The 25,715-nt window shown below is 62.9% G+C and carries 23 protein-coding genes and 1 tRNA gene; 10 read left to right on the top strand and 14 right to left on the bottom strand.

Going from position 1 to position 25,715, the window contains the following annotated elements; genetic code table 11:
- Window positions 1-96: 96 nt before the first annotated feature.
- The 6 genes from AC04SH_RS17200 to AC04SH_RS17225 all read left to right on the top strand — a co-directional run bounded on the left by AC04SH_RS17200 (window position 97) and on the right by AC04SH_RS17225 (window position 5,365).
- Entirely contained in the window at window positions 97-1,092 is a 996-nt protein-coding gene (locus AC04SH_RS17200; protein WP_488575920.1) for a KpsF/GutQ family sugar-phosphate isomerase, read from the top strand.
- 138 nt (window positions 1,093-1,230) lie between these two features.
- Window positions 1,231-2,109, top strand: a complete 879-nt coding sequence (locus AC04SH_RS17205) for a helix-turn-helix domain-containing protein (RefSeq protein WP_488575921.1) — start codon at window positions 1,231-1,233, stop codon at window positions 2,107-2,109.
- Window positions 2,110-2,201: 92 nt separating this feature from the next.
- A complete protein-coding gene (locus tag AC04SH_RS17210; RefSeq protein WP_488575922.1) occupies window positions 2,202-3,083 on the top strand; it encodes a helix-turn-helix domain-containing protein in 882 nt (293 codons plus the stop codon).
- Window positions 3,084-3,113: 30 nt separating this feature from the next.
- Window positions 3,114-3,842 (top strand): VOC family protein, encoded by a 729-nt coding sequence (locus AC04SH_RS17215; protein ID WP_488575923.1) that lies wholly within the window; start codon window positions 3,114-3,116, stop codon window positions 3,840-3,842.
- A 98-nt stretch (window positions 3,843-3,940) separates the two neighbouring features.
- The gene (locus AC04SH_RS17220; protein WP_488575924.1) at window positions 3,941-4,639 is read left to right on the top strand and encodes an alpha/beta hydrolase; all 699 of its coding nucleotides are present in this window, start codon (window positions 3,941-3,943) and stop codon (window positions 4,637-4,639) included.
- Between the two features lie 42 nt (window positions 4,640-4,681).
- A complete protein-coding gene (locus tag AC04SH_RS17225) occupies window positions 4,682-5,365 on the top strand; it encodes an alpha/beta fold hydrolase (protein ID WP_488575925.1) in 684 nt (227 codons plus the stop codon).
- 11 nt (window positions 5,366-5,376) lie between these two features.
- Here AC04SH_RS17225 and AC04SH_RS17230 read toward each other — a convergent pair whose 3' ends face one another.
- The 7 genes from AC04SH_RS17230 to AC04SH_RS17260 form a co-directional block, all read right to left on the bottom strand.
- Complete coding sequence (locus tag AC04SH_RS17230) at window positions 5,377-5,841, bottom strand: NfeD family protein (protein WP_488575926.1); 465 nt, start codon at window positions 5,839-5,841, stop codon at window positions 5,377-5,379.
- 37 nt (window positions 5,842-5,878) lie between these two features.
- On the bottom strand, window positions 5,879-6,829 hold the full coding sequence (locus AC04SH_RS17235) for an SPFH domain-containing protein (protein WP_112559280.1): 951 nt from the start codon (window positions 6,827-6,829) through the stop codon (window positions 5,879-5,881).
- Window positions 6,830-6,990: 161 nt separating this feature from the next.
- Window positions 6,991-8,043: a ferrochelatase gene (gene hemH / locus AC04SH_RS17240; RefSeq protein WP_488575927.1), complete on the bottom strand. Its 1,053-nt coding sequence runs from the start codon at window positions 8,041-8,043 to the stop codon at window positions 6,991-6,993.
- Window positions 8,044-8,173: 130 nt separating this feature from the next.
- Window positions 8,174-10,213 (bottom strand): 5'-nucleotidase C-terminal domain-containing protein, encoded by a 2,040-nt coding sequence (locus tag AC04SH_RS17245; protein ID WP_488575928.1) that lies wholly within the window; start codon window positions 10,211-10,213, stop codon window positions 8,174-8,176.
- Window positions 10,214-10,414: 201 nt separating this feature from the next.
- Window positions 10,415-10,792: an Omp10 family outer membrane lipoprotein gene (locus AC04SH_RS17250; RefSeq protein ID WP_477233090.1), complete on the bottom strand. Its 378-nt coding sequence runs from the start codon at window positions 10,790-10,792 to the stop codon at window positions 10,415-10,417.
- Window positions 10,793-10,979: 187 nt separating this feature from the next.
- On the bottom strand, window positions 10,980-12,425 hold the full coding sequence (locus AC04SH_RS17255) for a homospermidine synthase (protein ID WP_488575929.1): 1,446 nt from the start codon (window positions 12,423-12,425) through the stop codon (window positions 10,980-10,982).
- 187 nt (window positions 12,426-12,612) lie between these two features.
- Window positions 12,613-13,359 carry an SDR family NAD(P)-dependent oxidoreductase gene (locus tag AC04SH_RS17260; protein WP_488575930.1) on the bottom strand — a complete coding sequence of 249 codons (747 nt, stop codon included), beginning with the start codon at window positions 13,357-13,359 and terminating at the stop codon, window positions 12,613-12,615.
- 108 nt (window positions 13,360-13,467) lie between these two features.
- Here AC04SH_RS17260 and AC04SH_RS17265 point away from each other — a divergent pair, with 108 nt between their 5' ends.
- Window positions 13,468-14,346 (top strand): LysR family transcriptional regulator, encoded by an 879-nt coding sequence (locus tag AC04SH_RS17265; protein ID WP_488575931.1) that lies wholly within the window; start codon window positions 13,468-13,470, stop codon window positions 14,344-14,346.
- Window positions 14,347-14,352: 6 nt separating this feature from the next.
- Here the strand turns inward: AC04SH_RS17265 and AC04SH_RS17270 are convergent, their stop codons facing one another.
- From AC04SH_RS17270 to AC04SH_RS17295, 6 genes are all read right to left on the bottom strand, one after another.
- Window positions 14,353-15,273, bottom strand: a complete 921-nt coding sequence (locus AC04SH_RS17270; protein ID WP_488575932.1) for a heme-dependent oxidative N-demethylase family protein — start codon at window positions 15,271-15,273, stop codon at window positions 14,353-14,355.
- Window positions 15,270-15,557 (bottom strand): YciI family protein, encoded by a 288-nt coding sequence (locus AC04SH_RS17275; RefSeq protein WP_477233085.1) that lies wholly within the window; start codon window positions 15,555-15,557, stop codon window positions 15,270-15,272. Before AC04SH_RS17275 ends, AC04SH_RS17270 begins: the two co-directional genes overlap by 4 nt.
- Window positions 15,558-15,633: 76 nt before the next feature.
- Complete coding sequence (locus AC04SH_RS17280) at window positions 15,634-16,299, bottom strand: aminotransferase class IV family protein (protein ID WP_488575933.1); 666 nt, start codon at window positions 16,297-16,299, stop codon at window positions 15,634-15,636.
- Window positions 16,248-17,390 carry an aminodeoxychorismate synthase component I gene (locus AC04SH_RS17285; protein ID WP_488575934.1) on the bottom strand — a complete coding sequence of 381 codons (1,143 nt, stop codon included), beginning with the start codon at window positions 17,388-17,390 and terminating at the stop codon, window positions 16,248-16,250. The genes AC04SH_RS17280 and AC04SH_RS17285 overlap by 52 nt, the downstream gene beginning before the upstream one ends.
- Window positions 17,391-17,555: 165 nt before the next feature.
- Window positions 17,556-18,293 carry a proton-conducting membrane transporter gene (locus tag AC04SH_RS17290; protein WP_488575935.1) on the bottom strand — a complete coding sequence of 246 codons (738 nt, stop codon included), beginning with the start codon at window positions 18,291-18,293 and terminating at the stop codon, window positions 17,556-17,558.
- A 416-nt stretch (window positions 18,294-18,709) separates the two neighbouring features.
- A complete protein-coding gene (locus AC04SH_RS17295) occupies window positions 18,710-20,548 on the bottom strand; it encodes a M3 family oligoendopeptidase (RefSeq protein ID WP_488575936.1) in 1,839 nt (612 codons plus the stop codon).
- 144 nt (window positions 20,549-20,692) lie between these two features.
- On the opposite strand from AC04SH_RS17295, the gene AC04SH_RS17300 reads away from it, so the two are divergent.
- The 3 genes from AC04SH_RS17300 (at window position 20,693) to AC04SH_RS17310 (ending at window position 24,758) form a co-directional block, all read left to right on the top strand.
- Window positions 20,693-22,231 carry a sigma-54-dependent transcriptional regulator gene (locus tag AC04SH_RS17300; protein ID WP_488575937.1) on the top strand — a complete coding sequence of 513 codons (1,539 nt, stop codon included), beginning with the start codon at window positions 20,693-20,695 and terminating at the stop codon, window positions 22,229-22,231.
- 493 nt (window positions 22,232-22,724) lie between these two features.
- Entirely contained in the window at window positions 22,725-24,566 is a 1,842-nt protein-coding gene (mepK, locus tag AC04SH_RS17305) for a peptidoglycan L,D-endopeptidase MepK (RefSeq protein ID WP_488576040.1), read from the top strand.
- A 118-nt stretch (window positions 24,567-24,684) separates the two neighbouring features.
- Window positions 24,685-24,758, top strand: a tRNA-Gln gene (locus AC04SH_RS17310).
- A gap of 183 nt (window positions 24,759-24,941) precedes the next feature.
- On the opposite strand, the gene AC04SH_RS17315 is transcribed toward AC04SH_RS17310, so the two are convergent.
- The gene (locus tag AC04SH_RS17315; RefSeq protein WP_488575938.1) at window positions 24,942-25,580 is read right to left on the bottom strand and encodes a 2-dehydro-3-deoxy-phosphogluconate aldolase; all 639 of its coding nucleotides are present in this window, start codon (window positions 25,578-25,580) and stop codon (window positions 24,942-24,944) included.
- Window positions 25,581-25,715: the final 135 nt, after the last annotated feature.

Consider the following 25,715-nt stretch of genomic DNA (forward strand, 5'->3'; position numbering starts at 1 on the left):
GGGATGGTTAACGGAGGGTTGAAGGGGTCTTGTCGGACCTGGCCGGACGGCAATTCTGTTGGACAGGCGAACGGCAACGCGCTAATCGCATCAGCCATGCATGCGGGATCCCCAGAAAAGAAGCCTTTGGAGGCTTCGATCGCCTCGGCGCTGAGAACGGTAGCCACGGAACAGGCCGGCGTGGCGGCATTGGCTGCCGCGCTGGAAAACGGACTGGCCGAACCCTTCGCGCACGCCGTCGACATCATCTCACGCATCGATGGCCGGGTCATCGTCACCGGCGTCGGCAAGAGCGGCCATATAGGCTCCAAGATCGCCGCCACGCTCGCCTCGACCGGCACGCCCGCCTTCTTCGTCCATCCGGCGGAGGCCAATCACGGCGACCTCGGCATGATCGCCAGGGATGATGCCATCATCGCCATGTCCTGGTCCGGTGAGAGCAAGGAATTGATGGGTATCGTCGCCTATTCCAGGCGCTTCTCGATCCCGCTGATTGCGATTACCGCAGGCGCGACTTCGGCGCTGGCGCGCGCAGCCGACGTGGTGCTGCTTCTGCCATCCGTGCCGGAAGCCTGCCCGCACGGCCTGGCGCCGACGACATCGACGCTGCTGCAACTGGTCGTCGGCGATGCGCTGGCCATCGCGTTGCTCGAAGCGCGCGGCTTCACGCCCGATCATTTCCGCACCTTCCATCCCGGGGGCCAGCTCGGCGCCAATCTGACCCAGATCCACGAGATCATGCATGTCGGCGACAGGCTGCCGCTGGTGGCTTCGGGCACCGGCATGCGCGAGGCGATCCTGGAATTGTCGAACAAGGGATTCGGCTGCGTGGCCATAACAGCGGCTGACGGCGCGTTGGTGGGCATCATCACCGATGGCGACATCAGGCGCCATATCGGCAGCAATCTCATGGAGATGAGCGTCGATCAGGTGATGACGAAAAAGCCGAAGACAGCCACCCCCGACACGCTGGTGGCGACGGCGCTGCAGACCATCAACAACTCGGCCATAACCAGCCTGATGGTGGTCGAGGGCAGGCGGCCGGTGGGACTGGTCCACTTGCACGACCTGCTGCGCATCGGCGCAGCATAGTGGCAGGCTGTTTCAGTTCGCTTCCGCCGCTTCAAGCGGCGGCCGCGCTCGATCGCTAGATTGTCGACTCCAAGCATTTAGGCTACAGATTGGCCCTGCCCATCGACAGAGCACCGTCAGCGCTTTTGCGAGGCGATCATGGCACTGAATTCGCACAGCGAGTACAAGTACCAGGCCAGCAGCCAACTTAGGACAGCCATCGAGCTTCCCCACCTGCGCGTCGAGCAGCGGCTTCTTGAAGCGGGCCACCATACGCCGGGCGTGCGATCGTCCACCGAACTGGCCTTTGTAATCGCCGGCCGTGCTTTTGCGCAGCAGAACACCAACGGCGCGACAGGCCGATTTTTCATCCAGCCTGGAATCGCCTGCATTCTGCCCCGGGGCGTCGAAGAAAGCGAAAGTGCAAACACGTCGCCGCTTGAATGCCTGCACATCTATCTTCCAGATACTCTCATCGCGCAAAGCGCGCTCGCCGACTATGACATCGATCCGGCCAAGGCCGAGTTGTGCTACGTTGGCTGCCTCAGGGATCCGAAGCTCTACCAGATCGCCATGGGGTTCAACGACGTCATGGGGCGACCATCTGAGCCGACGGATCGGCTGTTCCTGGATGGCATGCAGGCGGCGCTCGCCGGATATCTGCTCGGCACCTACGCAATCGACCGTTGGCGGCCGCCTGGGCGATTGCCGGATTTCGACGACAAGCGGCTCAAGCGGGTGCTCGACTATATCGAAACCTATCTCACCGGAGAGATAAGCCTGGCCGATCTGGCTGCGGAAGCGTGTCTCAGCGAATTCCACTTCTCGCGGCTGTTTCGCGAGGTGACCGGCCTTTCACCGCACCGCTACGTGACTTTCCGCCGCGTGCAGGAAGCGCAAAAGCGCCTACTTGGCAAACCCTCGCTGGTGGAGATCGCGCACGAGACCGGTTTCGGCTCTCAGGCAAACTTCATTCGGGTTTTTCGCAAGGCGACGGGACTTACGCCCGGCCAGTATCGGCTGCTGCGCAAGCGGTGAGCCGAGCCGTCCGCGCCCGAAACAGCAAGATCTGCGCATAGCTGCGCAGGAAGCGTAAATACCTCGATCCCCTCCGCGCGATATGGTCGGCGATGATGCTCAGCACGCATAGCGACCGAAAGTATCAAGGTACGACCGAACTCGTCGCATCGGCGCATTTTTCCAGTCTGCGCATCGACCGCCGGCGGCTGAAGCCGGGCCATCACGAACCTGGCGTGTGCCAGAGCCATGAACTTGTCTTCGTGCTCGCCGGCCGGACTTATGCGCTGCAATCGGCCAACGGCGTGACGCATCGGCACTTCATCCGGCCTGGCATATCCTGCGTCTGCCCGGTGGGCACGTTTGAGAAAGCCAGCGGCATCACATCACCGCTCGAAAGCCTGCATATCTACTTGCCGCCAGGCTTGATCGAAAGAAGTGCCGCCGCCGACTATGACGTCGATCCGGCGAAGGCCGAGCTGTCCTATACCGGCGCCTTAGAAGACCCGAAGTTCTATGGAATCGCCATGGCCTTCCGAGAGGCGCTCGGCAAGGCAATGGAACCCACCGAGCGGCTTTATCTAGACGGCATGCAGGCGGCGCTCGCGGCATACCTGCTCGAGAAGTATTCTATCGACCGGTGGGTACGCCCCGCGAAGCTGCCGGATCTGGACGGCGATCGCCTCGAACGAGTCATCGACTATATCGAGGCGCATTTCACCGACGACATCGGTCTCTCGGCGCTCGCGCAGCAAGCGGGCGTCAGCGAGTACCACCTTGCACGTCTTTTTCGCGCCACCACCGGTGTGCCAATGCATCGCTACGTGAGTTTCCGGCGGGTGCAGGAGGCGCAGAAATGGCTGGAAAAAAGCCAACTGCCGTTGTCCGAGATCGCCTCGATGACCGGCTTCGGCTCGCAGGCAAAGTTCACTCAGGTGTTCCGCAATCTGACGGGCATTTCGCCGCGCGCCTATCGTGCGGTTCGCCAGGGTTGAAGCGCGTCCATGAAACCAGAGAGTCCGATGATGAGCCAAGAGACAAGCACCGCTTCATCGGCGCGCGATGCCGCGCCACTCTCCGCTCGGCTGCAGGGTGTCCAGCATTTCGGCGTCACCGTTCAGAGCATGGACCGCGCCTTTGCCTTCTACACCGAGGTGCTGGGCGGCACCGAGATCTTCCGCGACGGGGATTTCCAGGGCGAGCCGATCCACAACACGCTGTTGACCGACCAGGAAATCGAAGCGCGCGAGCGCCGCGTTAACCCGCACACGATGGGAATCCCCGATCTCCGGGGCGGCAGCCAGCGCCTCGACGTTCGCTTCATCCAGTTCGACAATGTGGTGATCGAGTTGCTGCAATATCGCGACGCCGGCCAGCCCTCAGGCAGCGGCGACAGCTTCGCCGAGCCCCGCGACCACCTGAGCCCGGCATTCCCACGCTCGATGCACATCTGCTTCTACGTTCGGGATGACGTCGACTTCAACAGGTTCATCCACGACCTGGAAGCGGAAGCGGCGCGCCGGGGAATGACCCAGGTGCGGGCTAATCGCGTCATCACGGTTACGTCGGAGCAGCAGCGCCGAGCGGCACCAATGAAGTCCTACACCAACCCCATTACTCAAGGCCTCTCGGAAGGCTGGGAGCTGATCTATTGCAAGGGTCCGGATGGTGAGCAGCTCGAATTCGTCAAGGCGCTCGGTCCGGTGAAAAAACGCTGCGGCGACGCACTCATCGCGCGCCAGAAACAAGGCTAGGGATCACCAAAGCCGGTAACTTCAAGGAGTCTGACGTCATGATTCGATGGTTTTGCGCATTTCTGACGGCATTTCTGATCGCCTGGCCGATCCGCGCCATGGCGCAGACGGAGCAGCCGCTCTCGATAGTGTTGGTGCACGGCGCGTTCGTCGATGGCTCGGGTTGGAAGCCGGTCTACGACATCTTGACCAAGGATGGATATGAAACGCTCATCGTGCAGAACCCGACGCGCACGCTCGACGACGATGTCGCGACCACTGCGCGCGTCATAGCGGCGGCCAAACATCCGGTCATCCTGGTCGGGCACTCCTATGGCGGCGCGGTCATCACCGAAGCAGGTTACGATCCCAAGGTCCGGAGCGTCGTCTACTTGGCGGCATTCGCGCCGGATATCGGCGAATCCGTCATCGAGCTAGCGGAGAAGCCCACACCGGAGGAGCCCAGCGCACCGTTGCTGCCACCGGCCGATGGCTATCTGATGGTGGACCCTGCAAAATTCCCCACGGCTTTCGCCGCTGATGTGGATCCGTCGACGACGCGGTTCATGGCGGCAGCGCAAATGCCATGGGGATTACAGGCCCCGCAGACCAAGCTCACCAAGGCAGCGTGGAAGGTGAAGCCCACCTACTTCTTGCTGACGACACAGGACCATATGATCCCGCCGAGCACGCAGCGGATGATGGCGAAGCGAACCGGCGGCAAGCTGGTCGAGATCGGCAGCAGTCATGCCGTAATGCTGTCGCATCCGCAGGACGTGGCCTCTTTCATCGAGAATGCCGCGAGCGCATCGCGGTAGGCGACAATTTCCCGGACGAAGTTCAACACAAAGGAGACACCCATGGCCATCAACACCATTGTTCTCGTGCATGGCGCTTTTGCCGACGGTTCGTGCTGGGCAAAGGTCATTCCCCTGCTGACGAAACGCGGGCTGAAGGCGATCGCCGTCCAGAACCCACTGAGCTCGCTGGCCGACGACGTGACGGCCGCCCACCGGGTCATCGACATGCAGCAGGGCCCTGTGCTCCTCTGCGGTCATTCCTGGGGCGGCGCGGTCATCACCGAGGCGGGCAACCATCCGAATGTGAAGGGCCTAGTCTACATCGCGGCGGGCGCGCCGGACAGCAGTCAATCGTTTCAGGACTGGTGGAAGGACTATACGCCGGCGCCGGGCGCCGCAGAGATCAAACCCTACGGCCAAGGCTATGTCGCCCTGACCGCCGAAGGTGTGCGCAAGCACTTCGTGCAGGACATTCCAGCGGACGAGGCTGATATCGTCTACGCGACGCAGGGTCCGTTGGCGGTGAGATGCTTCGGCGACAAGGTCAGCACCGCGGCATGGCGGTCAAGGCGAAACTGGTACATCGTCGCGGAGCAGGACGAGACCATCCCGCCCGCGGTCGAGCGCGATTCCGCGGCCAGGATGAACGCCGAGACCCTTGAACTCAATAGCTCGCACGTGCCGATGCTGTCGCAGCCCGCCTTCGTTGCGGATTTCATCGCCAAGGCGGCGTCAGCTCTCTAGCTAGAAGCGTCTCAAACGGCCTCGACCGTCAGCTCCAGATCGGTGTCTGCCGAAGCAACGACACGCACCTGTGTGCCGGCCGGCAGGTCGGGACCCGAGACGCGCCACAGCGTATCGCCGAGCTTGATGCGGCCGCGGCCGTCCTTGATCGGTTCGGCAAGGGTGGCCATCTTGCCGACCATCTGCGCGCCGCGGCGGTTGAGCAGCGGCTGGTCGGTCGCGTCATGACGCCCGCCAACCAGCTTCTTGCCGGCGAAGGCCGAGACCAGCGACAGCGCCAGGAAGGCGAGGACCTGGACTTCCCAGGTCCAGAAGCTTGCGTCCCAGATAAGCAGCGAAATCAAGCCGATCACCAATGCGGCGATGCCGATCCACAGCATGAAGATGCCTGGCGCTATGACCTCCATCACCAGGAGGACCAAACCCAGAACCATCCAGTTCCACGGGCCAAGTTCGGAAATGATGCGGTCGAACATGGGAGTATGCTCCTATGATCTCAATTGTCGCGTGATCTCAGTTCTCGCTCGGGCGAACCACCGGAGGGCGGGCAGCCTGCCGCGCGGCGCCGGCGGTGCCTTCGCTGCGGAACACCTCTTTGGCGATCTCGCTAATGCCGCCGAGCGTGCCGATCAGCGCCGAGGCTTCCATCGGCATCAGCACGACCTTGCTGTTGTTGGCGGTGCCGATCTTGCCCATCGCTTCGGTGTATTTCAGCGCCACGAAGTAGTTGAGGGCCTGCACGTCACCCTTGGAGATGGCTTCCGACACAACCTGGGTGGCGCGGGCTTCGGCTTCGGCTGAGCGTTCGCGCGCCTCGGCGTCGCGGAACGCGGCTTCCTTGCGGCCTTCGGCCTCGAGGATCTGCGACTGCTTGAGACCTTCGGCGGCAAGGATTTGCGCACGCTTGTTACGTTCGGCGGTCATCTGCCGGCCCATCGATTCGATGAGGTTGGCCGGCGGATTGATGTCCTTGATCTCGACGCGGGTGATCTTGATGCCCCACGGGTGCGCCGCCTCGTCGACGACGCGCAGCAGCCGCTCGTTGATGGCGTCGCGGTTGGACAAGAGTTCGTCGAGGTCCATCGAGCCCATGACGGTACGGATGTTGGTCATCGTCAGGTTGAGGATGGCGTTCTCGAGGCCGGCGACCTGATAGGCGGCCTGCGCTGCATTCAGGATCTGGTAGAAGGCGATGCCGTCGACTCCGACTATGGCGTTGTCTCGGGTGATGATTTCCTGGCTCGGAACGTCGAGCACCTGCTCCATCATGTTCATCTTGGCACCGATGCGGTCGACGAACGGCACGATGAGGTTGAGGCCGGGGCTCAGTGTTTTGGTGTAACGGCCAAAGCGCTCCACCGTATAATTGTAGCCTTGCGGGATTGTCCGGATGCCTTTGATAAGAAGCACCAACACCAGAAAGGCAAGCGCACCAATTGCAATACCGAAACCACTGAAGTCCATTTAAATCTCCCTCAGATGCCGGACATGGCGTTGATTCCATGCAACCGACTTCACCAAACACTTAGGTGTGTTTCAATAATGTTACAATCAGGTGATCGCTGATTATTATTAGTGCGTAGAATACCGCAACAGTGGCGATCGATCGCTACAACGTAGCGGGCTCAGGCCCAGCCCGACAGTTCGCGCCGCACCATCGCCTCGATCACCGCCATGCCTTCTGCGCTGTCGTTGAGGCACGGGATGTGGGCGAATTTCGCGCCGCCGGCGTGGTGGAAGGTCTCGGCCGCCTCGCGGCCGATTTCGTCCAGCGTCTCGATGCAGTCGACGGAAAAGCCGGGGTTGACGATGGCGATCGATTTCACGCCGTTCTTGGCCAGTTTCTCCACCGTCTTGTCGGTGTAGGGCTGCAGCCATTCCTGCGCGCCGAAGCGCGACTGGAAGGTGATGATCAGTTTCTTTTCATCCCACCCCAGTCGTTCACGCAACAGCCGTGTCGTCTTCTGGCAGTGGCAGTAATAGGGATCGCCTTTCTCGAAATAGGGCTTCGGGATGCCGTGATAGGAAGTGATGACCACCTCCGGCTCGAAATTGAGTGTCGTCAGATGCTGCTCGATCGAACGCGCCAGTGCCTCGATATAGACCGCCTCGTCATAGTAGGGTGGCACGCTACGGATCGCCGGTGCCGCCCGCATCTTCATCAGCGCGCGAAACAACTGGTCATTGGCGGTCGCGGTCGTGGTCGCCGAATATTGCGGATAGAGCGGGAAGGACAGGATGCGGTCACAGCCCTGAGCGACCAGCCGTTGCGCGACGCTCGCGGTTGAAGGGTTGCCGTAGCGCATCGCCCAGTCGACGACGACATCTGGCAGGTCGCGAAGGGCCGCGGCCAGCTTTTCGCTCTGGGCGCGGGTGTAGGTGCGCAGCGGCGACTCGTTCTTCTCTTGGTTCCAGATCCTGGCGTAATTGGCTCCGGACTTCTTCGGCCTCGTCGTCAGCACCAGGCCATAGAGGATCGGATACCAGATCGCCTTGTTGAGTTCGATGACCCGCGGATCAGACAGGAATTCACGGAGGTAGCGCCACATCGGCTTGAAATCGGTACCGTCGGGCGTGCCGAGATTGACCAGCATGACGCCGATCTTGCCTGCCTTGACCGGCGGATGTCCAGCCGGCAGTGGGCCGAACGCTTTCGCGGCTTTGGGATCAATCGTCATGGCAATTCTCCGGACACGCCGCGAAACTAACGGCGCTGCGCCCGTTTTCAATGCCACGTCTGGCCGCACCTGTCCGGAAAAGCAACACCCGCCCGGCGGACCGGACGGGTGTTGCGGATTTCTACCGGCTCTAATTAGCTGCCGGCGGTATGGTCAGGGTTGCGCCGATCGGCAGCCGGCGTGGCTCGTAGCCCTTGTTGGCCTCAGAGATCACCTTCCATTTGGCGCCCTCGCCATAGGCCTTCTTGGCCAGGTCCCAATAGGTATCGCCGGCGACGATGACGTGGCTGGCCTCGGCCGGCTTTGCCGGCGAGGCCGGGGCAGGCGTTGCGGGGGCAGGGACTGCCTCAGCCGGTTTGGCCGGTTCGGTAGGTGCTGCCGGGGCGGTTTCCGCCGGCACGGTCGGCGGGGTGGTGGATATGTCGCCAGAGCCTGCCGGCAACGCGGGCATTGCCGGCTCCGGTGCTGGAGCTGCCTCGGCCGGCTTCGCTGGCTCGGCTGGGGCAGGCGCCGGTTCGGCAGGCTTGGCCGGCTCGGCGGCCGGAGCCGCTGCCACGGTTGCGGCGATCTCGCTAATGCGGCCGTCGAGCTTGGGCGTATAGGGCCGGTGCGCGGCGAGATAGTCGGCGACCACCTGTTCCAGGCCGGGGCCATAATCATAGGCGTTCTTGGCCTTGTCGGCGAAGACCTTGTAGCCGTCGCCGCCCTGGCGGACGTAATTGTTGGTAGCGACCAGATAGTCCTTGTCCGGGTTGATCGGCGCCCAGGCTCCGTCTTCCATCACCTCGACCGACTTGACGCGGCCGGCATTGGGCGCGACCGACCTGTCGAACGAATATTTGAGACCTGCCACCTGCGGGAAGCGGCCGGCGCCGTCCTCGACCTGGCTGACGCCGTTTTCCAGCCCGGCAACCAGGTCCTTGCCGGAAATCTGGAAGGTCGCCAGCGTGTTCTGGAACGGCAGCACGGTCAGCACCTCGCCCATGGTCACGGTGCCCTTGTCGATCGAGGCACGCAGGCCGCCGCCATTGGAGACGACGATCTCGACGCCCTGTCCCTTGACGCGGTCGAGGATGGCGTCGGAAACGAGGTTGCCCATCGCACATTCCTTGGTGCGGCAATTCTCGCGGCTGCCGTCGATGGCCTCGGTGGTCTCGGCTACTTCCTTGTTCTTCAGCGCCTCGATCGGCGCGCCGAGTTCCTTGATACGGGCAAGCACGGCGGGATCAGGCGTGATCGACTTGTCGAGGAAGATCGGATCGCCGCTGGCTTCCTTGACGTTGCCATTGTCGTCGAACACGACCTTGAACTCGCCGAGATATTTCGAATAGGAGGCCGCCTGCACCACCGGCACTTTGGAGCCGTCCGGGTTATCGACCATCGTCGGGTAGGGGCCTTCCGCCTTTGGGTCAGTGTTGGACAGAAGCGAATGGCTGTGGCCGCCGACGACCACATCGATGCCGGGGATCTTGGCAATGACATCGCGCTCGCGCCTGTAGCCGATATGGGTGACGGCGATGATCTTGTTGACGCCTTGCGCCTTCAGCTTCTCAACCTCCGCCGTGATCGACTTGACGTCGTCGGCGATGGTGATGTTGGGGCCAGGCGAGGCTAGTTCCGGCGTGTCATTGGTCACGGCGCCGATGATGCCGATCTTCTGGCCGCCGACCTCGACGACGATCGACAGCTTGATCTTGCCCGCGGCGCCGGACTTGTCGTTGGGCAGGACATTGGCGCTGACGACCGGGAACTGCGCCTTGTCGAGGTAAGGTACCAGCGCGCTCTCGCCATCGTCAAACTCATGATTGCCGAGCGTCACCGCGTCGGGTTTGATCTGATTGAGGAATTCCTCCTCCGCCGAGCCCTTGTAGGTGATGTAGAACAGCGATCCCTGGAAGCTGTCGCCGGCATTGAGCAGCAGCACGTTCTGGCCTTCGAGCTTCTTGCGCTCCTGAGCGATCGCGGTGACCAGCCGGCCGGCGCCGCCAATGCATTCACCCTTGGCCTCCTCCTCGGCCGAGCAGGTCGACTCGTATTTGTTGTTGCCTTCGATGCGGCTGTGCCAGTCGTTGAAATGCAGGATGTTCAACGTGTAGTCGGCAAAGGATGGCACGGCCGACAGGCCGAGCGTCGAGGCAGAAAGGGCGGCAATGGCGGCGAGCTTCTTCATCTTCGTCTCCCGGATGGATCTGACCAAGCGTTTAACGCTCTTGCTTGACTGCAGAATAACAGCCAGCTTTTGGTCATGTTCACATCGCGGTTGTGGCGATGCAAGAAGAATCAGGGCGGGCGAAATCGGCATCGGTTTGCCGGCATAAAAAAGGCGGCGGCATCGCGCCGCCGCCTTTTCGCAAGGCCGTATGAGATAGGCTCAGCTGCGCCTGGTGAGCACGAAGTTCTGGCCGGCGGAGCTGGTGCAATTCAGCTGGTTGATCGACACCAGCAGGCAGTTGAAGGCGATCGGTTGCTGCCGGATCAGCGAGGTACCGTTGATCTCAACCGAGGTGGCACCGGTCTTGGTATAGCTGCCATCAGCGAATTTCTCGCCGGTCTCTGCCGAAACGGTGGTGAAGACGCCGCCGTTCAATGTCGAGACTGCCTTGCCTTCGGCGTTCAGCCAGGACCCTTCGACGCCTCGCGGCTGCGATCCGATCGATGGCCCCTCGGAGCCGCCGGTGGTGCAGGCGGCAAGCATCGTCGCAAGAGCGCCCGCCGCGCCCGCCGAAAGAATTTTGCGCGCAATCGTCATATGAAATCCTCTCCTGACGCATCGGCCCAATCGCCAAACGACGTTTGGGAAACACGATGTGCGTGGCCTCAAGTTTCCAGAGCGGTCCCTCGTGCGCCCAAAGGGGCGCACACTGCTCTCGTCCGCATCCCTTCAATCGCCCGATTTCCGGGCGATTGCAAGGCGGTGAGGCAGGGGTATGGAACCGCTATCGGACGAGGATGTTGCGGAATTGCCACGGGTCGTTTTTGTCGAGGTCCTCCGGGAACAGACCCGGACGGTTATCGAGCGGCGTCCAGTCGGTGTAGTAGCCCTTGACCGGCCCGAGATACGGCGACTGCACTTCCAGGCAGCGCTTGTAGTCCATCTCGTCGGCCTCGACGATGCCTGCCTCCGGGTTTTCCAGCGCCCAGACCATGCCGGCGAGCACGGCCGAGGTGACCTGCATGCCGGTGGCGTTCTGGTAGGGCGCCAGCTTGCGTGCCTCCGCCAGCGACAGCTGCGAACCGTACCAGTAGGCGTTCTTGTCGTGGCCGTAGAGCAGCACGCCGAGTTCGTCGACACCGTCGACCAACTCGTTTTCGTCAAGCACATGATGGACCGGCTGTGGCTTGCCGGCCGCGCCGAACATTTCGTCCAGCGACAGCAGCGCGTCATTGCAGGGATGATAGGCATAGTGGCAGGTCGGGCGGTATTGGACCTTGCCCTTCTTGCCGCGCACGGTGAAGAAGTCGGCGATCGAGATCGCCTCGTTGTGGGTCACCAGCAAGCCGTATTGCGCGCCCGGCGTCGGGCACCATGAACGCACGCGGGTGTTGGCGCCAGGCTGCTCCAGGTAGATCGCAGCCTTGGAGCCATGCTTGTGCTCCTTGCCGTTCTTCGGCATCCATTTCTCATGCGTGCCCCAGCCAAGCTCGGCCGGCTGCAGGCCTTCCGAGATGAAGCCTTCGACCGACCAGGTGTTCCAGAACACGTTCATCGGCTTGGGCTTCTTGGTGCGCTGGGTGTCGCGCTCGGCGATGTGGATGCCCTTGACGCCGGCCTTCTTCATCAGCCTGGCCCAGCCGTCGCGGTCATCCTGCGCCGGTTCGGAGAATTCGAGGCCGAGATCGCCGGCGAGGTTGAGCAGCGCCTGCTTGACGAACCACGAGACCATGCCTGGATTGGCGCCGCAGGTCGAAACCGCCGTCGCGCCGCCGGGCTTGTCGTGCTTCTCCTTGATCATCGCCTCGCGCAGCGCGTAGTTGGTGCGGCTGGCATTGTCCGCCTTGGCGTCGAAGTAGAAGCCGAGCCACGGCTCGACGACGGTGTCGATGTAGAGCACGCCGAGCTTGCGGCAGAGCCGCATCAGGTCGACCGAGCCGGTGTCGACCGACAGATTGACGCAAAAGCCCTGGCCGCCACCATTGGTCAGAAGCGGGGTCAACAGCTTCTTGTAGTTCTTCTCGGTGACGTGCTCCTGGACGAAGGCGATGCCGCGCTCGTCGAGCAGCTTGCGATCGGTATCGAGCGGATCGACGACCGTTATGCGCGACTTGTTGAACTTGAAATGGCGCTCGATCAGAGGCAGCGTTCCCCGTCCGATCGAACCGAAGCCGATCATCACGACAGGGCCGGTGATTTCACCGTAAACGGGCCAGTTTTCATTCGCCATTTTATCGAGCACTCCTTCAAAAAACACTCTGGAACAGCCGCTTGGCCGCGTCGCGACAAACCATAGATCATTGTCACAATAAAGCGAAAAGCGGCGAGAACGCCTGGGGCGCCCCAGCGTGAGGTGCTCGGTGATGCCACCGGGAGGCCGCAGCCTGCCCGATGGCGGATGTTGAGCCGGCGTCGTATCAGCGAGCGCCGCCGGACGCGTTGATGCGTTCGCCGGTCAGCCAGGCCGCCTCGTCCGAGGCGAGGAAGGCCACGGTCGGGGCGATGTCTTCCGGCTTGCCGAAGCGCTGACCAAGGGGGACGCCAGCGATCAGCATGTTGCCGAAATCGGTGCCGATCATGCCCTCGGTCATTTCGGTGTGGGTATAGCCAGGCGCAACGATGTTGACACGGATGTTGCGGGCCCCGAGTTCTCTCGACAGGCTAAGCGTCAGTGTGTCGATCGCCGCTTTGCTGGCGGAGTAGAGGCTGGTGTTTGGCACTGGGTTCCAGCTCGAGATCGTGCCGATGTTGACGATGCTGCCGCCGGTCTTGGGGAAGTGGCGCATGGCCGCCTTGGTGGTCAGGATCGTGCCGAGCACGTTGGTGTCGAACAGCCGCCGATAATCCGCCTCACTGGCTTCCTCGAACGTGCCGAAGCTGGCGGTCGCGGCGTTGTTGATCAGAATGCTTGGCTTGCCGAATGCGATCTCTGCGGCCTCGAATATCTTCTCGACTTCGGCGGCGTCGGCCACGTCACCCTGAACCGCGGTCGCCTTGCCACCAGCGGCTACGATCTCCTTGACAGTGCGTTCTGCAGCCTCACGGCTGGAGGCGTAGTTGACGACGACGGCGGCGCCTTCCGCCGCCAGCCGTTTGGCGATGCCCGCACCGATGCCTCGCGCGGCGCCGGTGACGATGGCGACCTTGTTGTTGAGCTTGCCCATTTTGTTTCTCCGAATGGCTGAATGGATTTGACATCAGGGCAATTGGCTATTCCCAAATCGTTCAAGTAGGGCAATAATTGCCATATAACTAATTCCGAGGAAGAATAAATGGACAGGCTGGCAGCGATGAGCACCTTCATACGGGTCGTCGAAACCGGTTCTTTCTCGGCCGCTGCACGGCATTTGCGCGTCGGACAGCCAGCCGTCTCGAAGGCCATCGCGCAGCTCGAGGAACGGCTCGGCGTGCGCTTGCTGTCGCGCACCACCCGCGGTCTCTCGCCAACCGATGCCGGCCTCAGCTTCTACGAAGGCGCCAAACGCGCGGTCGACGAAGCGGACGAAGCCGAGAACGCGGCGCGGGGCGCGTCGGCGGCACTCACCGGCTTGTTGCGCATCGGCACGGCTGTGACCTTCGGCCGCCTGCATGTCGTGCCCCGGCTGAAGACCTTCCTCGACGCTCATCCGAAACTCGACATCGAGGTGGCGATGGACGACAGGAATGTCGACCTCGTCGAGGAAGGGGTGGATGTCATGCTGCGTCTGGGTGAAAGCTTCGCCCCCGCCCATGTCGGGCGCAAGATCGCCACCTGTCGTCGTCTCGTGGTGGCGGCACCCTCCTACCTGGCACGCCAGGGCGAACCCATGGCGCCGAATGAGCTGTCGCAGCACGAGGCGATCCTTTTCGTCCAAGCAGGCATTTCCAATCGCTGGACGTTCCGGCGAGGCGCCGAAGAGGTTTCGCTTGCCGGCCAAGGGCGGCTGCGCGTGACTTCCGCCGAAGGGATACGTGAGGCAGTACTTGCCGGCATCGGCTTCACGGTCGGCTCCGAATGGATGTTCGACGCAGAATTGCGCAGCGGTGCGGTGCGGCCGATCCTGATCGATTGGGCGCTGCCGCCTGTTGAACTGTGGGCGCTGTTTCCGGCCGGACGCAAGGCCAGCGCCCGGGCAAGAACATTCGTCGAGTTCCTGGCCGCCAGCTTGTAGCGTGGCTCAGCGCGTCATCGTTTTCAAAAGCTCGCCCAAGCGGTCGCGGTCAGCGGTCATGCCCTTATAGTCGAGTTGAGCCTCATCCAGGGCCAGCAATTGTGCCGCGAAAGATGCGGCAAGCGTTGCCCGGTCGGGATGCCGCGCCAGCACCTTCAGCGGGTCGAGATGGATGCGGATGGTGAACAGGATGTCGCGCGACACGGGCAGCTTGCGCAGCGTCTGGCGTTCGACGCGGATGAAGGCGTGAGCGTTGACATCGCCGTCCGGGAAGCGCGAGGGGCGGTTGGTGGCACGGTCGACGCGCTCGACATTGGAGAGCGGGTGATAGAGCGCATCGTCGGCCTGGATCGACCAGTTGAAGCGCTCGACGGCCTGGTCCTGCAGGCCGTCGAACATGCGGTTGATCAGCTCAGCCGGCCTGGTGCCCGGACCGAAGCCCGGCACCGGTGCGTGAATCTCCTGCAGCGGTCGCCCGAATTTTTCGACCAGCAACCAGGATGAGGGGAAGCACAGCGAGCCGGCGGCGAGCCGCCAGCCGCTGTCGTCACGGTGCATCACGATCAGGTCTTCCTGGACGAGCAGCGAGGCTGCGACCAGTGGGGCGTCGCTGAAGACATCGGCTCTGTTGCCTTCGGCCCCGATAACCTCGATCCCCGCGCTCGTGCGTCGGTACGTGTCCGGAAATGTCGCCAGCAGATGCGCTTCGATGAGGTCGCGCACTTCGCGCTGGGCGTCGCGCGTGTCGTTCTCCTCGACAAACACCTTGCCGGGAATTTCGGCATAGAGCCGCCGCTTTTCGGCGAGATGGTCGATGAGGTGTTCGTCGACCTCGATCCATTTGTCGAGACCGAGCGGCTTCAGCCCGATGGTGAAGAGTTTCGAGGAGCCATCGTACGGCGTATGGGTGGGCTGGCGGACGCTCATGCCTCGTTGTAGGCGTCCAATGCAGCGGCGGTCATTTTTGCTTGGAATTCAGTGACATCGTAGTCGGCGGCGCCCGCCTTGGCGAAAGGATCGGCGGACAGCCTGGCGTCGAGCACCTCACGGGGGCCGCGTGCGATAATGACGCCGCCGGTTCTTGGTTTCTTCGGTCCGGAAGCGACAAAGATGCCTTCCGCATAGCAGGCCTTGAGCCACTCGATATGTTCGGGCGCCAGCCGATCGATCTCGGCCAGCGGCACCTTGTAGTTCAGCGAAACCACGAACATTCTTTTCTCCCGGACCTCTGTCAGCCTTTTTCCAGACCATGATCTTTTTCCGAAAAGCGGCTTCCACTTCCTGGGATCATGGTCCAAGTCGCGCGGGGATCAAAGCGCGCAGCGAATTGCCGACAAAGAGTGACTTGGCGGACTTCAGATCGTCATAGCTGTAGATCGCTTCCTGGGCGCGGCCTTCGTCCAGCAGCTCGGCGCGCAATACGCCAGGCAGCAGGCCGCAATCGAGCCGGGGCGTCATCAGCACGCCGTCACCGAAATCGGCGAAGACATTGGTGATCGTGCCTTCGCATATTTCGCCGCGCTCATTGGCGAGCAACACCTCGTCGGCCTGGGTGACAAGATATTCAGACCGAGCATGGGTGAAGAGCTGACGCCGGCTGGTCTTGTGGCGCAGCAGCGTGTCGGTGGAGGAGAGCCGCACCCGCGCCAGCTGCAGCCGCCAGACCTTGTCGGCGGCGAGCGGCTCGTAAGGCTGAGCTGCAGCCGTGACCTCGCCATTGCGCTGCAGGACGAGACGGGTGCGTAACGCCGTGTGCTGCGCTCCGACGGCGTTGGCCAGCACCTCGCCGATGCGCTGCGGATCGCAGGCAAAGCCCAGTTCCTCCGCCGAGCCGTAGAGACGCGCGAGGTGGCGCTCGAAACGCAGGAACCCCTGGCCGGGCTCCCAGCGCATGGTCTCGATCAGGTCGAAGTCGGCGGTGTTCCCGTCGCGAAGCGCGCTTTCAGCAGACACTCCTGATACTCCTCCTCGGCCGTCGAATCGAAGACGACGCCGCCGCCGACATTGTAGACGGCCTCGCCGCTGGAAAAGAGCGAGATGGTGCGGATCGCCACCGAAAAGCGCATCGTGCCGCCGGGCGCGATCCAGCCGATGGCGCCACAATAGATGTCACGAGGCGTGGCTTCCAGATCGTGCAGGATTTCCATGGCGCGGATTTTTGGCGCGCCGGTGATCGAGCCGCAGGGAAACAGAGCGGCGAAGATCTGGCGGATGCCGAGGTCGGGCAACAGCTTCGCCCGCACACGGCTCACCATCTGGTGGACGGTCGGGTAGCTCTCGATGCGAAACAGTTCCGGCACCTCCAGCGTGCCGACCTCGCTGATCAGCGAGATGTCGTTGCGCAGGAGATCGACGATCATCCGGTTTTCGGCCTGGTTCTTTTCGTCATTGCGGAGGAAGGATTTCAGCCGCGCGTCCTCGGCCTTGGTCGCGCCGCGTGGCGCGGTGCCCTTCATCGGATGGGTTTCGATCATGCCTTCGGTGTCGATCTCGAAGAACAGTTCGGGCGAGCGCGACAGTACGATTGGATCGCCGAGCGAAATCAGCGCGCCATACTTTACCGGCTGGCGTCCGGTCAGCGCGTCGAAGGCGGCGAGCGGGTCGCCGGACCACTGCGCATGGACTGGAAAGGTCAGATTGCCCTGGTAGCAATCACCCTTGCGGATGTGCTCGTGAAGGCGCGCGAAACGGTCAGCGTATTGCTCCTGCGACCATGACGCTCTTGCATCAAAGATCGGACCATTGGTCGCCGCGCCACCCTGCGGTACCGCCTGTTCGACCGGGGCGTCGAAGACACCGAGGCAGATCAACGGCGCGCGCCGGCCCTCGGGCAGTAGCGGCACCAGCTTCGGCTCGAGCAAATAACCCGCTTCATAGGAGAAATAGCCGGCCAGCCATTTGCCGGCGTCAGATGCCGCCTGCGCAGCCGCCAGAGCCGGCAGAAAATCCTTGGCCTCATAGGCGACGATGATGTCGGCCGGGCGGTCGAAGACCAGCTGACGGCCGCTTTCATCGTTGCGGAAAATGGCAGAGGGCAGGGGCATGGGCCTCGGATGCTGCGGTCGATGACGCCAGAACCGCTCTATATGGGGGGCGGGCGGCGTGCAATCGAGGGAGCGGCGTCGCAGGGCGCAAAGACGGTGGCACTTGCGAAAACAAAGGCGGCGCCCGAAGGCGCCGCTTTGTCGGGCTTATTGCCGATGATCAGATCAGGTGTTGTTGGCGGTCCCGGCGGTCGGGAACTGGCGCGCGAATTCCTTCTCGTCGCCGGCGGCAAGCAGCTTGGCCTGTTCGATCCACTTTTCGCGTGCGATGCGGCCGTCGAAATTCAGCGTGTCCTCGATGCGCTTGACGTCGGACGCCGTCCAGGCGGCGATCTGGGCGTAGGTGGTGACGCCAAGGCCCTTGAGCAGTTTGTCGTTGACCGGTCCGATGCCGATCAGGCGGCGCAGATTGTCGCCCTTCGCAGCTGTCGGTGCAGCCTTCTTCGGGGCTGCAGCCGGCTTTGAAGCGGCGGGCTTCGGAGCGGCGCTCGCCTTGGCAGAAGCGGGTTTGCTGGCAGCCGGTTTGGCGGCGGATTTGGCCGCAACTGGCTTGGCGGCTGCAGGCTTTGCCGCGGCGGGTTTCGCGGGCGCGGCCGGCTTCGCCGCCGGAGCTGACTTGGCCGTTGCGGGTGTCGAGACCAATGCGGCCGGCGCCGAGCTGGAAGGTTTGGCCGATGGAGCAGACGTTTCACGCAGCCGGCGTTCGAGATCGGCGCGGGTCTTGCCGCAGGCGTCGAGTTCGCCGGTCAGGCGATCGGAATCGGCGCGCAGCCTATCGCGCTCGCCGCGGGTGCGGTCGAGGTCGCCGCGCAGGCTGTCAAGCTCACCGCGCAGCCGGCCCCAGATAAACCACCCAACCAACAAACCTACAAGGAACGCCAGGACAATGTAGAAGAAGGTCATCGTCTCTCTCCAGTCGGATCCGTCCGCCGCCGTCTCAAGTCATGACCTTGGCAGATCGGATCATCCATTGGTGGTTCGGCGGTTCAGGGAACAGCCGGTCTGTCGTCGATTGCCGGCTTTCGGCTTTCCCGCCCATTGCCAACCGTCGCTGTCGCATTCGCCGGACCGCTGCCATCGGCCGGGATGCTGTCCGGCCTAAGCCGCGCGACCGGCTGAGCTTCAGTCCGAAAGGCTATCATACGGATTCTGGAAAGCTAACGGAAAATTTGGCCCGAGAGTTCTTCAAGAACAGATATTTAGAACAAGAACAGAGCTGCCGTCACATGCATTCCGGCTAAACTGTTCTGCGATTTCGCTAAGTCGAGGCCGCCGCCGAACCTGTTGCTCTGCGCTACCGGTTCAACGGCTCCGTAGCATCAACTGTCGAGCGCTTCCAACTCGTCGATCAGGCCGCCGATTACGCCAAGGCCGATCTGCCAGAAGGCGGGGTCGGTGGCGTCGAGGCCGAAGGGCGCGAGGAGTTCGGAGTGATGCTTGGTGCCACCGGCACGCAGCATCTCGAAATACTTGTCCTGGAAGCCGTGCTCGGCATTCTGGTAGACCGCGTAGAGCGAATTCACCAGGCAGTCGCCGAACGCATAGGCGTAGACGTAGAAGGGCGAATGGATGAAGTGCGGGATGTAGGTCCAGAAGACCTCATAGCCCTCGCGCAGCTTGATCGCCGGCCCCAGGCTCTCGGCCTGTACCTCGAGCCAGAACTGACCAAGCTTGTCGGACGTCAGTTCGCCGTTCTTGCGCTCGGCATGCACCTTGCGCTCGAACTCATAGAAGGCGATCTGGCGCACGACCGTGTTGATCATGTCCTCGACCTTCTGGGCGAGCATGGCCTTGCGTTCGCGCTTGTCGGTGGTCTGATCGAGCAGCGAACGGAAGGTCAGCATCTCGCCGAACACCGAGGCCGTCTCGGCCAAGGTCAGCGGCGTCGAGGCCATCAGCGCACCCTGGCCGCCGGCCAGCACCTGATGCACGCCGTGGCCGAGCTCATGCGCCAGTGTCATCACATCGCGCGGCTTGCCCATGTAGTTGAGCAGCACGTAGGGGTGCGCCGAAGGAACGGTCGGATGGGCGAAGGCGCCGGGCGACTTGCCGGGCCTGACCGGCGCGTCGATCCAGTTGCGGTCGAAGAAGACACGGGCGATCTCCGCCATATCAGGCGAAAAGCGCTGATAGGCCGACAGCACCGTGTTCCTGGCGACGTCCCAGCGGATCACCGCCTGCGGGGTCTCGGGTAGTGGCGCGTTGCGGTCCCAGTGGTTCATCACCTCCATGCCGAGCCAGCGCGCCTTCATGGCGTAGTAGCGGTGCGACAGGCGCGGATAGGCCTCGCGCACGGCGGAGGCCAGCGCATCGACCACGCTGCGCTCGACACGGTTGGCGAGATGGCGTGAATCGGCGATGTCCTCGAAGCCGCGCCAGCGGTCGGAAATCTCCTTGTCCTTGGCCAGCGTGTTGGTAATCAGCGTGAAGGTGCGCAGGCTCTTGCGGAAGGTGGCGGCCAGCGCCTCGGCGGCGCGGCGGCGGACTTCGCCATCGGCGTCCTGCAGGCGGTTCAGTGCCGGCTCCAGCGTCAGCTCCTCGCCGTCTATGTCGAAGCGCAGATCGGTCATCGTCTCGTCGAACAGGCGGTTCCAGGCGCCGCGCCCCGTGATCGACTTTTCATGGAAAAGCTGCTCGACCCGATCCTCGAGCTGGTATGGCTTGTCCATTCTGAGATCGAGCACCCAGGGTCGGTAGTGGGCAAAGCCGGCATCGGCGGCAAGGGCTGCTTCGAGCGCCTTGTCGTCGATCAGGTTCAGCTCCAGCGCAAAAAACAACAGATGCGCGCTGGCGTCGGTCATCTTCTCCTGGATGTCGCCATAGAGTTTGGCGCGTTGCGGATCGGCGGTGTTGCCGGCATAGATCAGGCCGGCATAGGAGACGATGCGGCCGATCAGCTCCTCCAGCGCCTCATAGGCGCTCAGCGCCTCGCCGAGCTTGCCGGCGCTGCCGCGCTCGGCCTCCGCGGCCAGCGTGCCCTTCCAGCGGTTCTCGAAGGCGACGGCATCGGCCGCCGCCTTGGCGATGTCGCGCTTCAGCTCGGGCGCTTCCATCCCGGAATAGAGATCGGCGAGATTCCATTCCGGCAGGTCGCCGAGCTCCGCCGCGCCCTGACCGGACGCTGCCGCCGCAAGCTGCCGACCGAGAATCCTGCGCATCAACAATTACCTTCTGGAATCAAGGGGAAGGGCAAGCCGGTCAAATCCTAAGGAATTCATTCACCGGGTTTTTTGAAACCTTGTTTAGAACCCTGTGCCAGGATGATCCATGGGGATTTCCCAGGCAGGCAACTCAAATCAGTCATGACAGGTTCCATTCTCATAGTCGATGACGATCCCGTGCAGCGCAGGCTGCTCGAGGCGGCGGTGACGAAATTCGGCCACAGTGCCATCGTCGCCGATGGCGGCGAGGCCGGCCTCGAAGCTCTCGACGGACCCGGCGCGCGCGATGTGTCGGCGGTCATCCTTGACCTTGTCATGCCCGGCCTCGACGGCATCGGCGTGCTGAAGGCGATGCGCGAACGCGGCATCACGGTTCCCGTCATCGTGCAGACCGCGCAGGGCGGCATCGAGACCGTGGTTTCGGCGATGCGCCATGGCGCTTTCGATTTCGTCGTCAAGCCGGCATCCCCCGACCGGCTGCAGACCGCGATCGGCAACGCGCTCAAGGTCGAGGCGGTCGAGGATGAGGTTAAGCGCACATCGCGGCGGCGTGGCGGCCACCTGACCTTCAAGGACATGATCACGCACAGCCCTGCGATGGACCGGGTGATCCGGCTCGGCCAGAAGGCGGCGGGCTCCAACATCCCGATCCTGATCGAGGGCGAATCGGGCGTCGGCAAGGAGCTGGTGGCGCGCGCCATCCAAGGCACCGGGGATCGTCGTTCAAAACCCTTCGTCACCGTCAATTGCGGAGCCATTCCCGACAATCTGGTCGAATCGATCCTGTTCGGCCACGAGAAAGGGTCGTTCACCGGCGCCACCGACAAACACACCGGCAAGTTCGTCGAGGCGCATTCGGGCACGCTGTTCCTGGACGAAATCGGCGACCTGCCGCTCGACGTGCAGGTCAAGCTGTTGCGCGCGGTGCAGGATGGCGAGGTCGATCCGGTCGGCGGTCGCGCCACGGTCAGGGTCGATATCAGGTTGATCTCGGCCACGCACCGCAACCTTCTGCAGCAGGTCAAGGACGGCAAGTTCCGCGAGGATTTGTTCTATCGGCTGAACGTCTACCCGATCTTCGTGCCGCCGCTGCGCGACCGGCGCGACGACATCCCCTACCTGGTCAAGCATTTCATGGACAAGGTGGCGCCTGCGGGCCATCGCCTGCACGGCATTTCGGAAGCCGCATTGGCCATGCTGCAGGCCTATGACTGGCCGGGAAACATCAGGCAGCTGGAAAACGCCGTGTTCCGGGCCTCGGTGCTTGCCGAGGGCGACGTGCTGACAGCAGACGAATTCCCGCAGATCCGGGCACAAGTCGAGGGCACCGTCAATCTCGAGGCCGACGCGTCCCTGTCGGACCCCGTCATGGTCTGGAGCAGCGAATTGCAAGGCGATAGTGTCCAGACTGATGGCGTCGATCCCGTCGCGGCGGAGATCGAACCTCCGGCCAGGCTGCTTCAGCGTTTCGGCACGCTGAGGGCGTTGGACGAGCGCGGCAATGTGCGCGCGCTGGCCGATGTCGAGCTCGAAATGATTAAGCTCGCCATCGACCACTATAACGGCCAGATGAGCGAAGTCGCCCGCCGACTCGGCATCGGCCGCTCGACGCTCTACCGTAAGCTTAAAGAATACGGCATCGACCCGGAAACCGGCCGCCTCGACCGGCTTGCCTCCTAAAGCGCGTCGCGCTTGAACGGAATCCGGCGACGCGCTTTAGGTCTTTGCATTCCGCATGTCGTTCTCTCAAAACCGGGACCACTTTTGAGCGACCATGCATTGGAAACCCGAATTCCACAGCTTGTTGGCGCAAGGCCGGGACCAGCTTGCGAGGCGATATCTAGCGCTGCATGAGGGGTTGGGGCGGGAATATGGCGATGCGGAACGGCGTTGTTCACGCATTAAGGCTAACAGTAACAGATCGTGTAGCGGAAAAGGCTGAATCTTGATCTAAACCAGCAGTTTACCAAGAAATCCTGTGTATTATTTTTGACGGGATATCGCCACGGTGTTACCGCATTTCGGCTTCAATAAGCGATGATTAACCATTAGGATCGATATTCGGATGTGAGAACCACGCATCCGTTTGGGCAAATCCGGGGACAAACGGCAGCCTGCAAGGCCTTTTGATTTGAACAAAGTCGAACGACACAGCAACGGGCGGCACTATCACATTGGCGTCTGGCCGAGATGGCTGGCAGCGGTGATTGTTGCGTTTGGTTTCCTTGCCGCAACTGCTGCCGGCGCAAGCGCCGAAACGCGCTCGCTGAAACTCTATCACCTCCACACGCATGAAAAGGCCGAGATCGTCTACAAGCGCAATGGCCGCTACGATCCGGAAGGCCTCAGGAAGATCAACATCATTCTGCGCGACTGGCGTCGCAACGAACCGACCAAGATGGACCCGCGCCTGCTCGACCTGGTGTGGGAAGCCTACCGGCAGGCCGGCGCCACCGACTACATCCAGGTCGTCTGCGGCTATCGCTCGCCGGCGACCAACTCGATGCTGCGCAGCCGCAGCCGAGGCGTCGCCAAGGAAAGCCAGCACATGCTGGGCAAGGCGATGGACTTCTACATTCCGGGCGTACCGCTGAAGAAGCTGCGCAACATCGGCCTCAAGATGCAGGGCGGCGGCGTCGGCTATTATCCGTCGTCCGGCTCGCCCTTCGTTCATATGGACGTCGGCAATGTGCGCCATTGGCCCGGCATCAGCCGCCAGGAACTGGTCAGCCTGTTCCCCAATGGCAAGACGCTGCATGTGCCGAGCGACGGCAAGCCGCTGCCGGGCTATGACCAGGCACTCGCCGCCTACAAGGCGCGCAAGGGCGCCGGTTCTCCGGCCATCATGATGGCCAGCGCTGGCGGCAGCACCAAGAAATCCGGTGGCTTCCTGTCCGCTTTCTTTGGCGGTGGCGGCGAAGACGAAGCCGACGACAGCGCCGATGTCGCGACCGCCGCGCCGTCGCCGAGAAGCGATGCGCCGGCGGCGAGAAGCGTGAAGCCGGTCCTGGCTGCCAGGAGCAACGACAACAGCAACCTGCCCGGCATCGCGATCGTGTCGCCGCAGAATGCCAAGCGCGCCAATGTTCCGCAGCTTGCCGACGACAGCGCGGACGATTCCGAGCCGCAGCAGGACACGCCGGAGACAATCATCGCCGCACTCCCGGCCAAGGAAGTGCCGCTGCCCGATTTCGCGCCGCGGCCCAAGGCCGATGTCGGGGCGCAGCAGCCTGAGACGGTACCGTTCGGCATGGCCGACGCCACCACCGAACAGACAGTGGCGACAGCGCAGGCGCCTACCAATGTGCCGTTCGGCATGGCCGATGTGAGCAGTGCCGACCAAGGGGCTGCCGCTCCGGCGCAGGTTGCCGTGAACGTCCCGTTGCCGACCTGGCGTCCCGACCGCTCCTCGCCGCCGGCTGAGCTTTCGCCGCAGGATAAGGGCGTTCTGCTGGCGCTGGCCGATACGGCCGCGCACAAGCAGACCGCAACGGATGTCTTCTCGGTGCTGCCGTCGCAGCGTCCGGATGAGGTCAAGGCCGTTCTCGAACAGGCCAGTGCCGCCGATACCACTAGCATCACCGACGACTATCAGGTTGCCTCGCTCGAGCCGCGCTCGGCGTTCAACGATCCGTCAGGCGTCGATGCCGCAACGCCTCGCGGCGCGATTGCCGCCCGTCCAGCCGGTACCGATCCGGCCTCCGTGATCGGCGCCGGTGTGAAAACGACGCGCAAGGAAGCCAGGGCCTCGGCCCGCGACCTGAAGCCCGGGCCGAAGGCCGTGGTGGTGGCGGCCGAACCGCAGGCGGCGCGCTGGGCACTGAGCAGTGGCGACACCATTGCCACCGTTTCCAGCCCGACGACTGCGCCGCGCTATGCCTACAACATCGTGCATACGCCGCCGAGCGAGGTCTACACCGCAGGTTTCCAGGCGGACAACCAGATGGCCGATGCCAACCGCTTCACCGGCAATGCCGTAAAATTCCTCTCGGTCGCCCGCTTCCAGACGAAGTAGCGGTCGCGCTTGGACAAATATCAAAAGCCGCGCTGGGCAACCCGCGCGGTTTTTGCTTTTGGCGAATATATCCAGCACTGGCTTCCAGCGTTGCGGAATGCTAACCAGCAAGCTGCATTCCCGCTTCGTCTAATGGTAGGACAGCGCCCTTTGAAGGCGTGAATCGTGGTTCGAGCCCATGAGCGGGAACCAACTCTCTCGATCCAGATCACAGGCAGTTATGCCAGGTCAGCCCGGCCGATCACGCGCGGCTGAACTTCTCGTGAGGCCGGAACGACGACCTTTTTGCGGGTTACGCTGGGTTCGTTCCAACCTGGGGATATCAATGCAGCAAACCCGGTCGGCGCAAGCCGGCCGGGTTTTCGTGACTGGCGTTTACTTCTTGAGCTTGCTTGCCTCTCGGGCGAGCGCCTCGATCTCATCCCACTTGCCAGCCTTGACCAGCTCGTCCGGCGCCACCCAGGAACCACCGACGCAGATGACATTGGGCAGGCTGAGATAGTCGGCGGCATTCTTGGCCGAGATGCCGCCGGTCGGGCAGAACTTCACATCGGCCAGTGGCGAGGCGAAAGCCTTCAGCGAGGCGATGCCACCGGACTGTTCGGCCGGGAAGAATTTCAGGAAGCGCAGGCCGGCCTCGCGGGCGGCCATGATCTCGCCGGGCGTGATGGCGCCAGGCAGCAGGGGAACGTCGCTGTCCTTGGCTGCCGCGAGCAGTTCGCGCGTGATGCCGGGGCTGACGATGAATTTCGAGCCGGCTGCTGCTGCCTCGTCGAACTGCTTGGCATCGAGAATGGTGCCGGAGCCGACGATGGCGCCCTCGACCTCACCGGCGGCGCGGCGGATCGCTTCCAGCGCATCGGCGGTTCTCAGCGTGATCTCGATTGCCGGCAGGCCGCCGGCGGCAAGCGCCCGGGCGAGCGGTACGGCGTCTGCGACATTGGCGATCTTCAACACCGGGATGACCGGCTGGCCGTTGAGCAGCGACAGGAGCTTTTCGGTCTTGCTGGGCATTGGCTTGTCTCTCCTGGGGATGATTTCAACCGATTAGCAGAAGGCAGATTCCGAGTCCACGAAACCCGGCCTGCCGCGATGTCACATCTGTCGGCCGCCGCGCCTGTGGGCGAATGCCGACAAGGCTTCCTTAGC

The organism is Mesorhizobium sp. CNPSo 4688, from assembly GCF_057784295.1.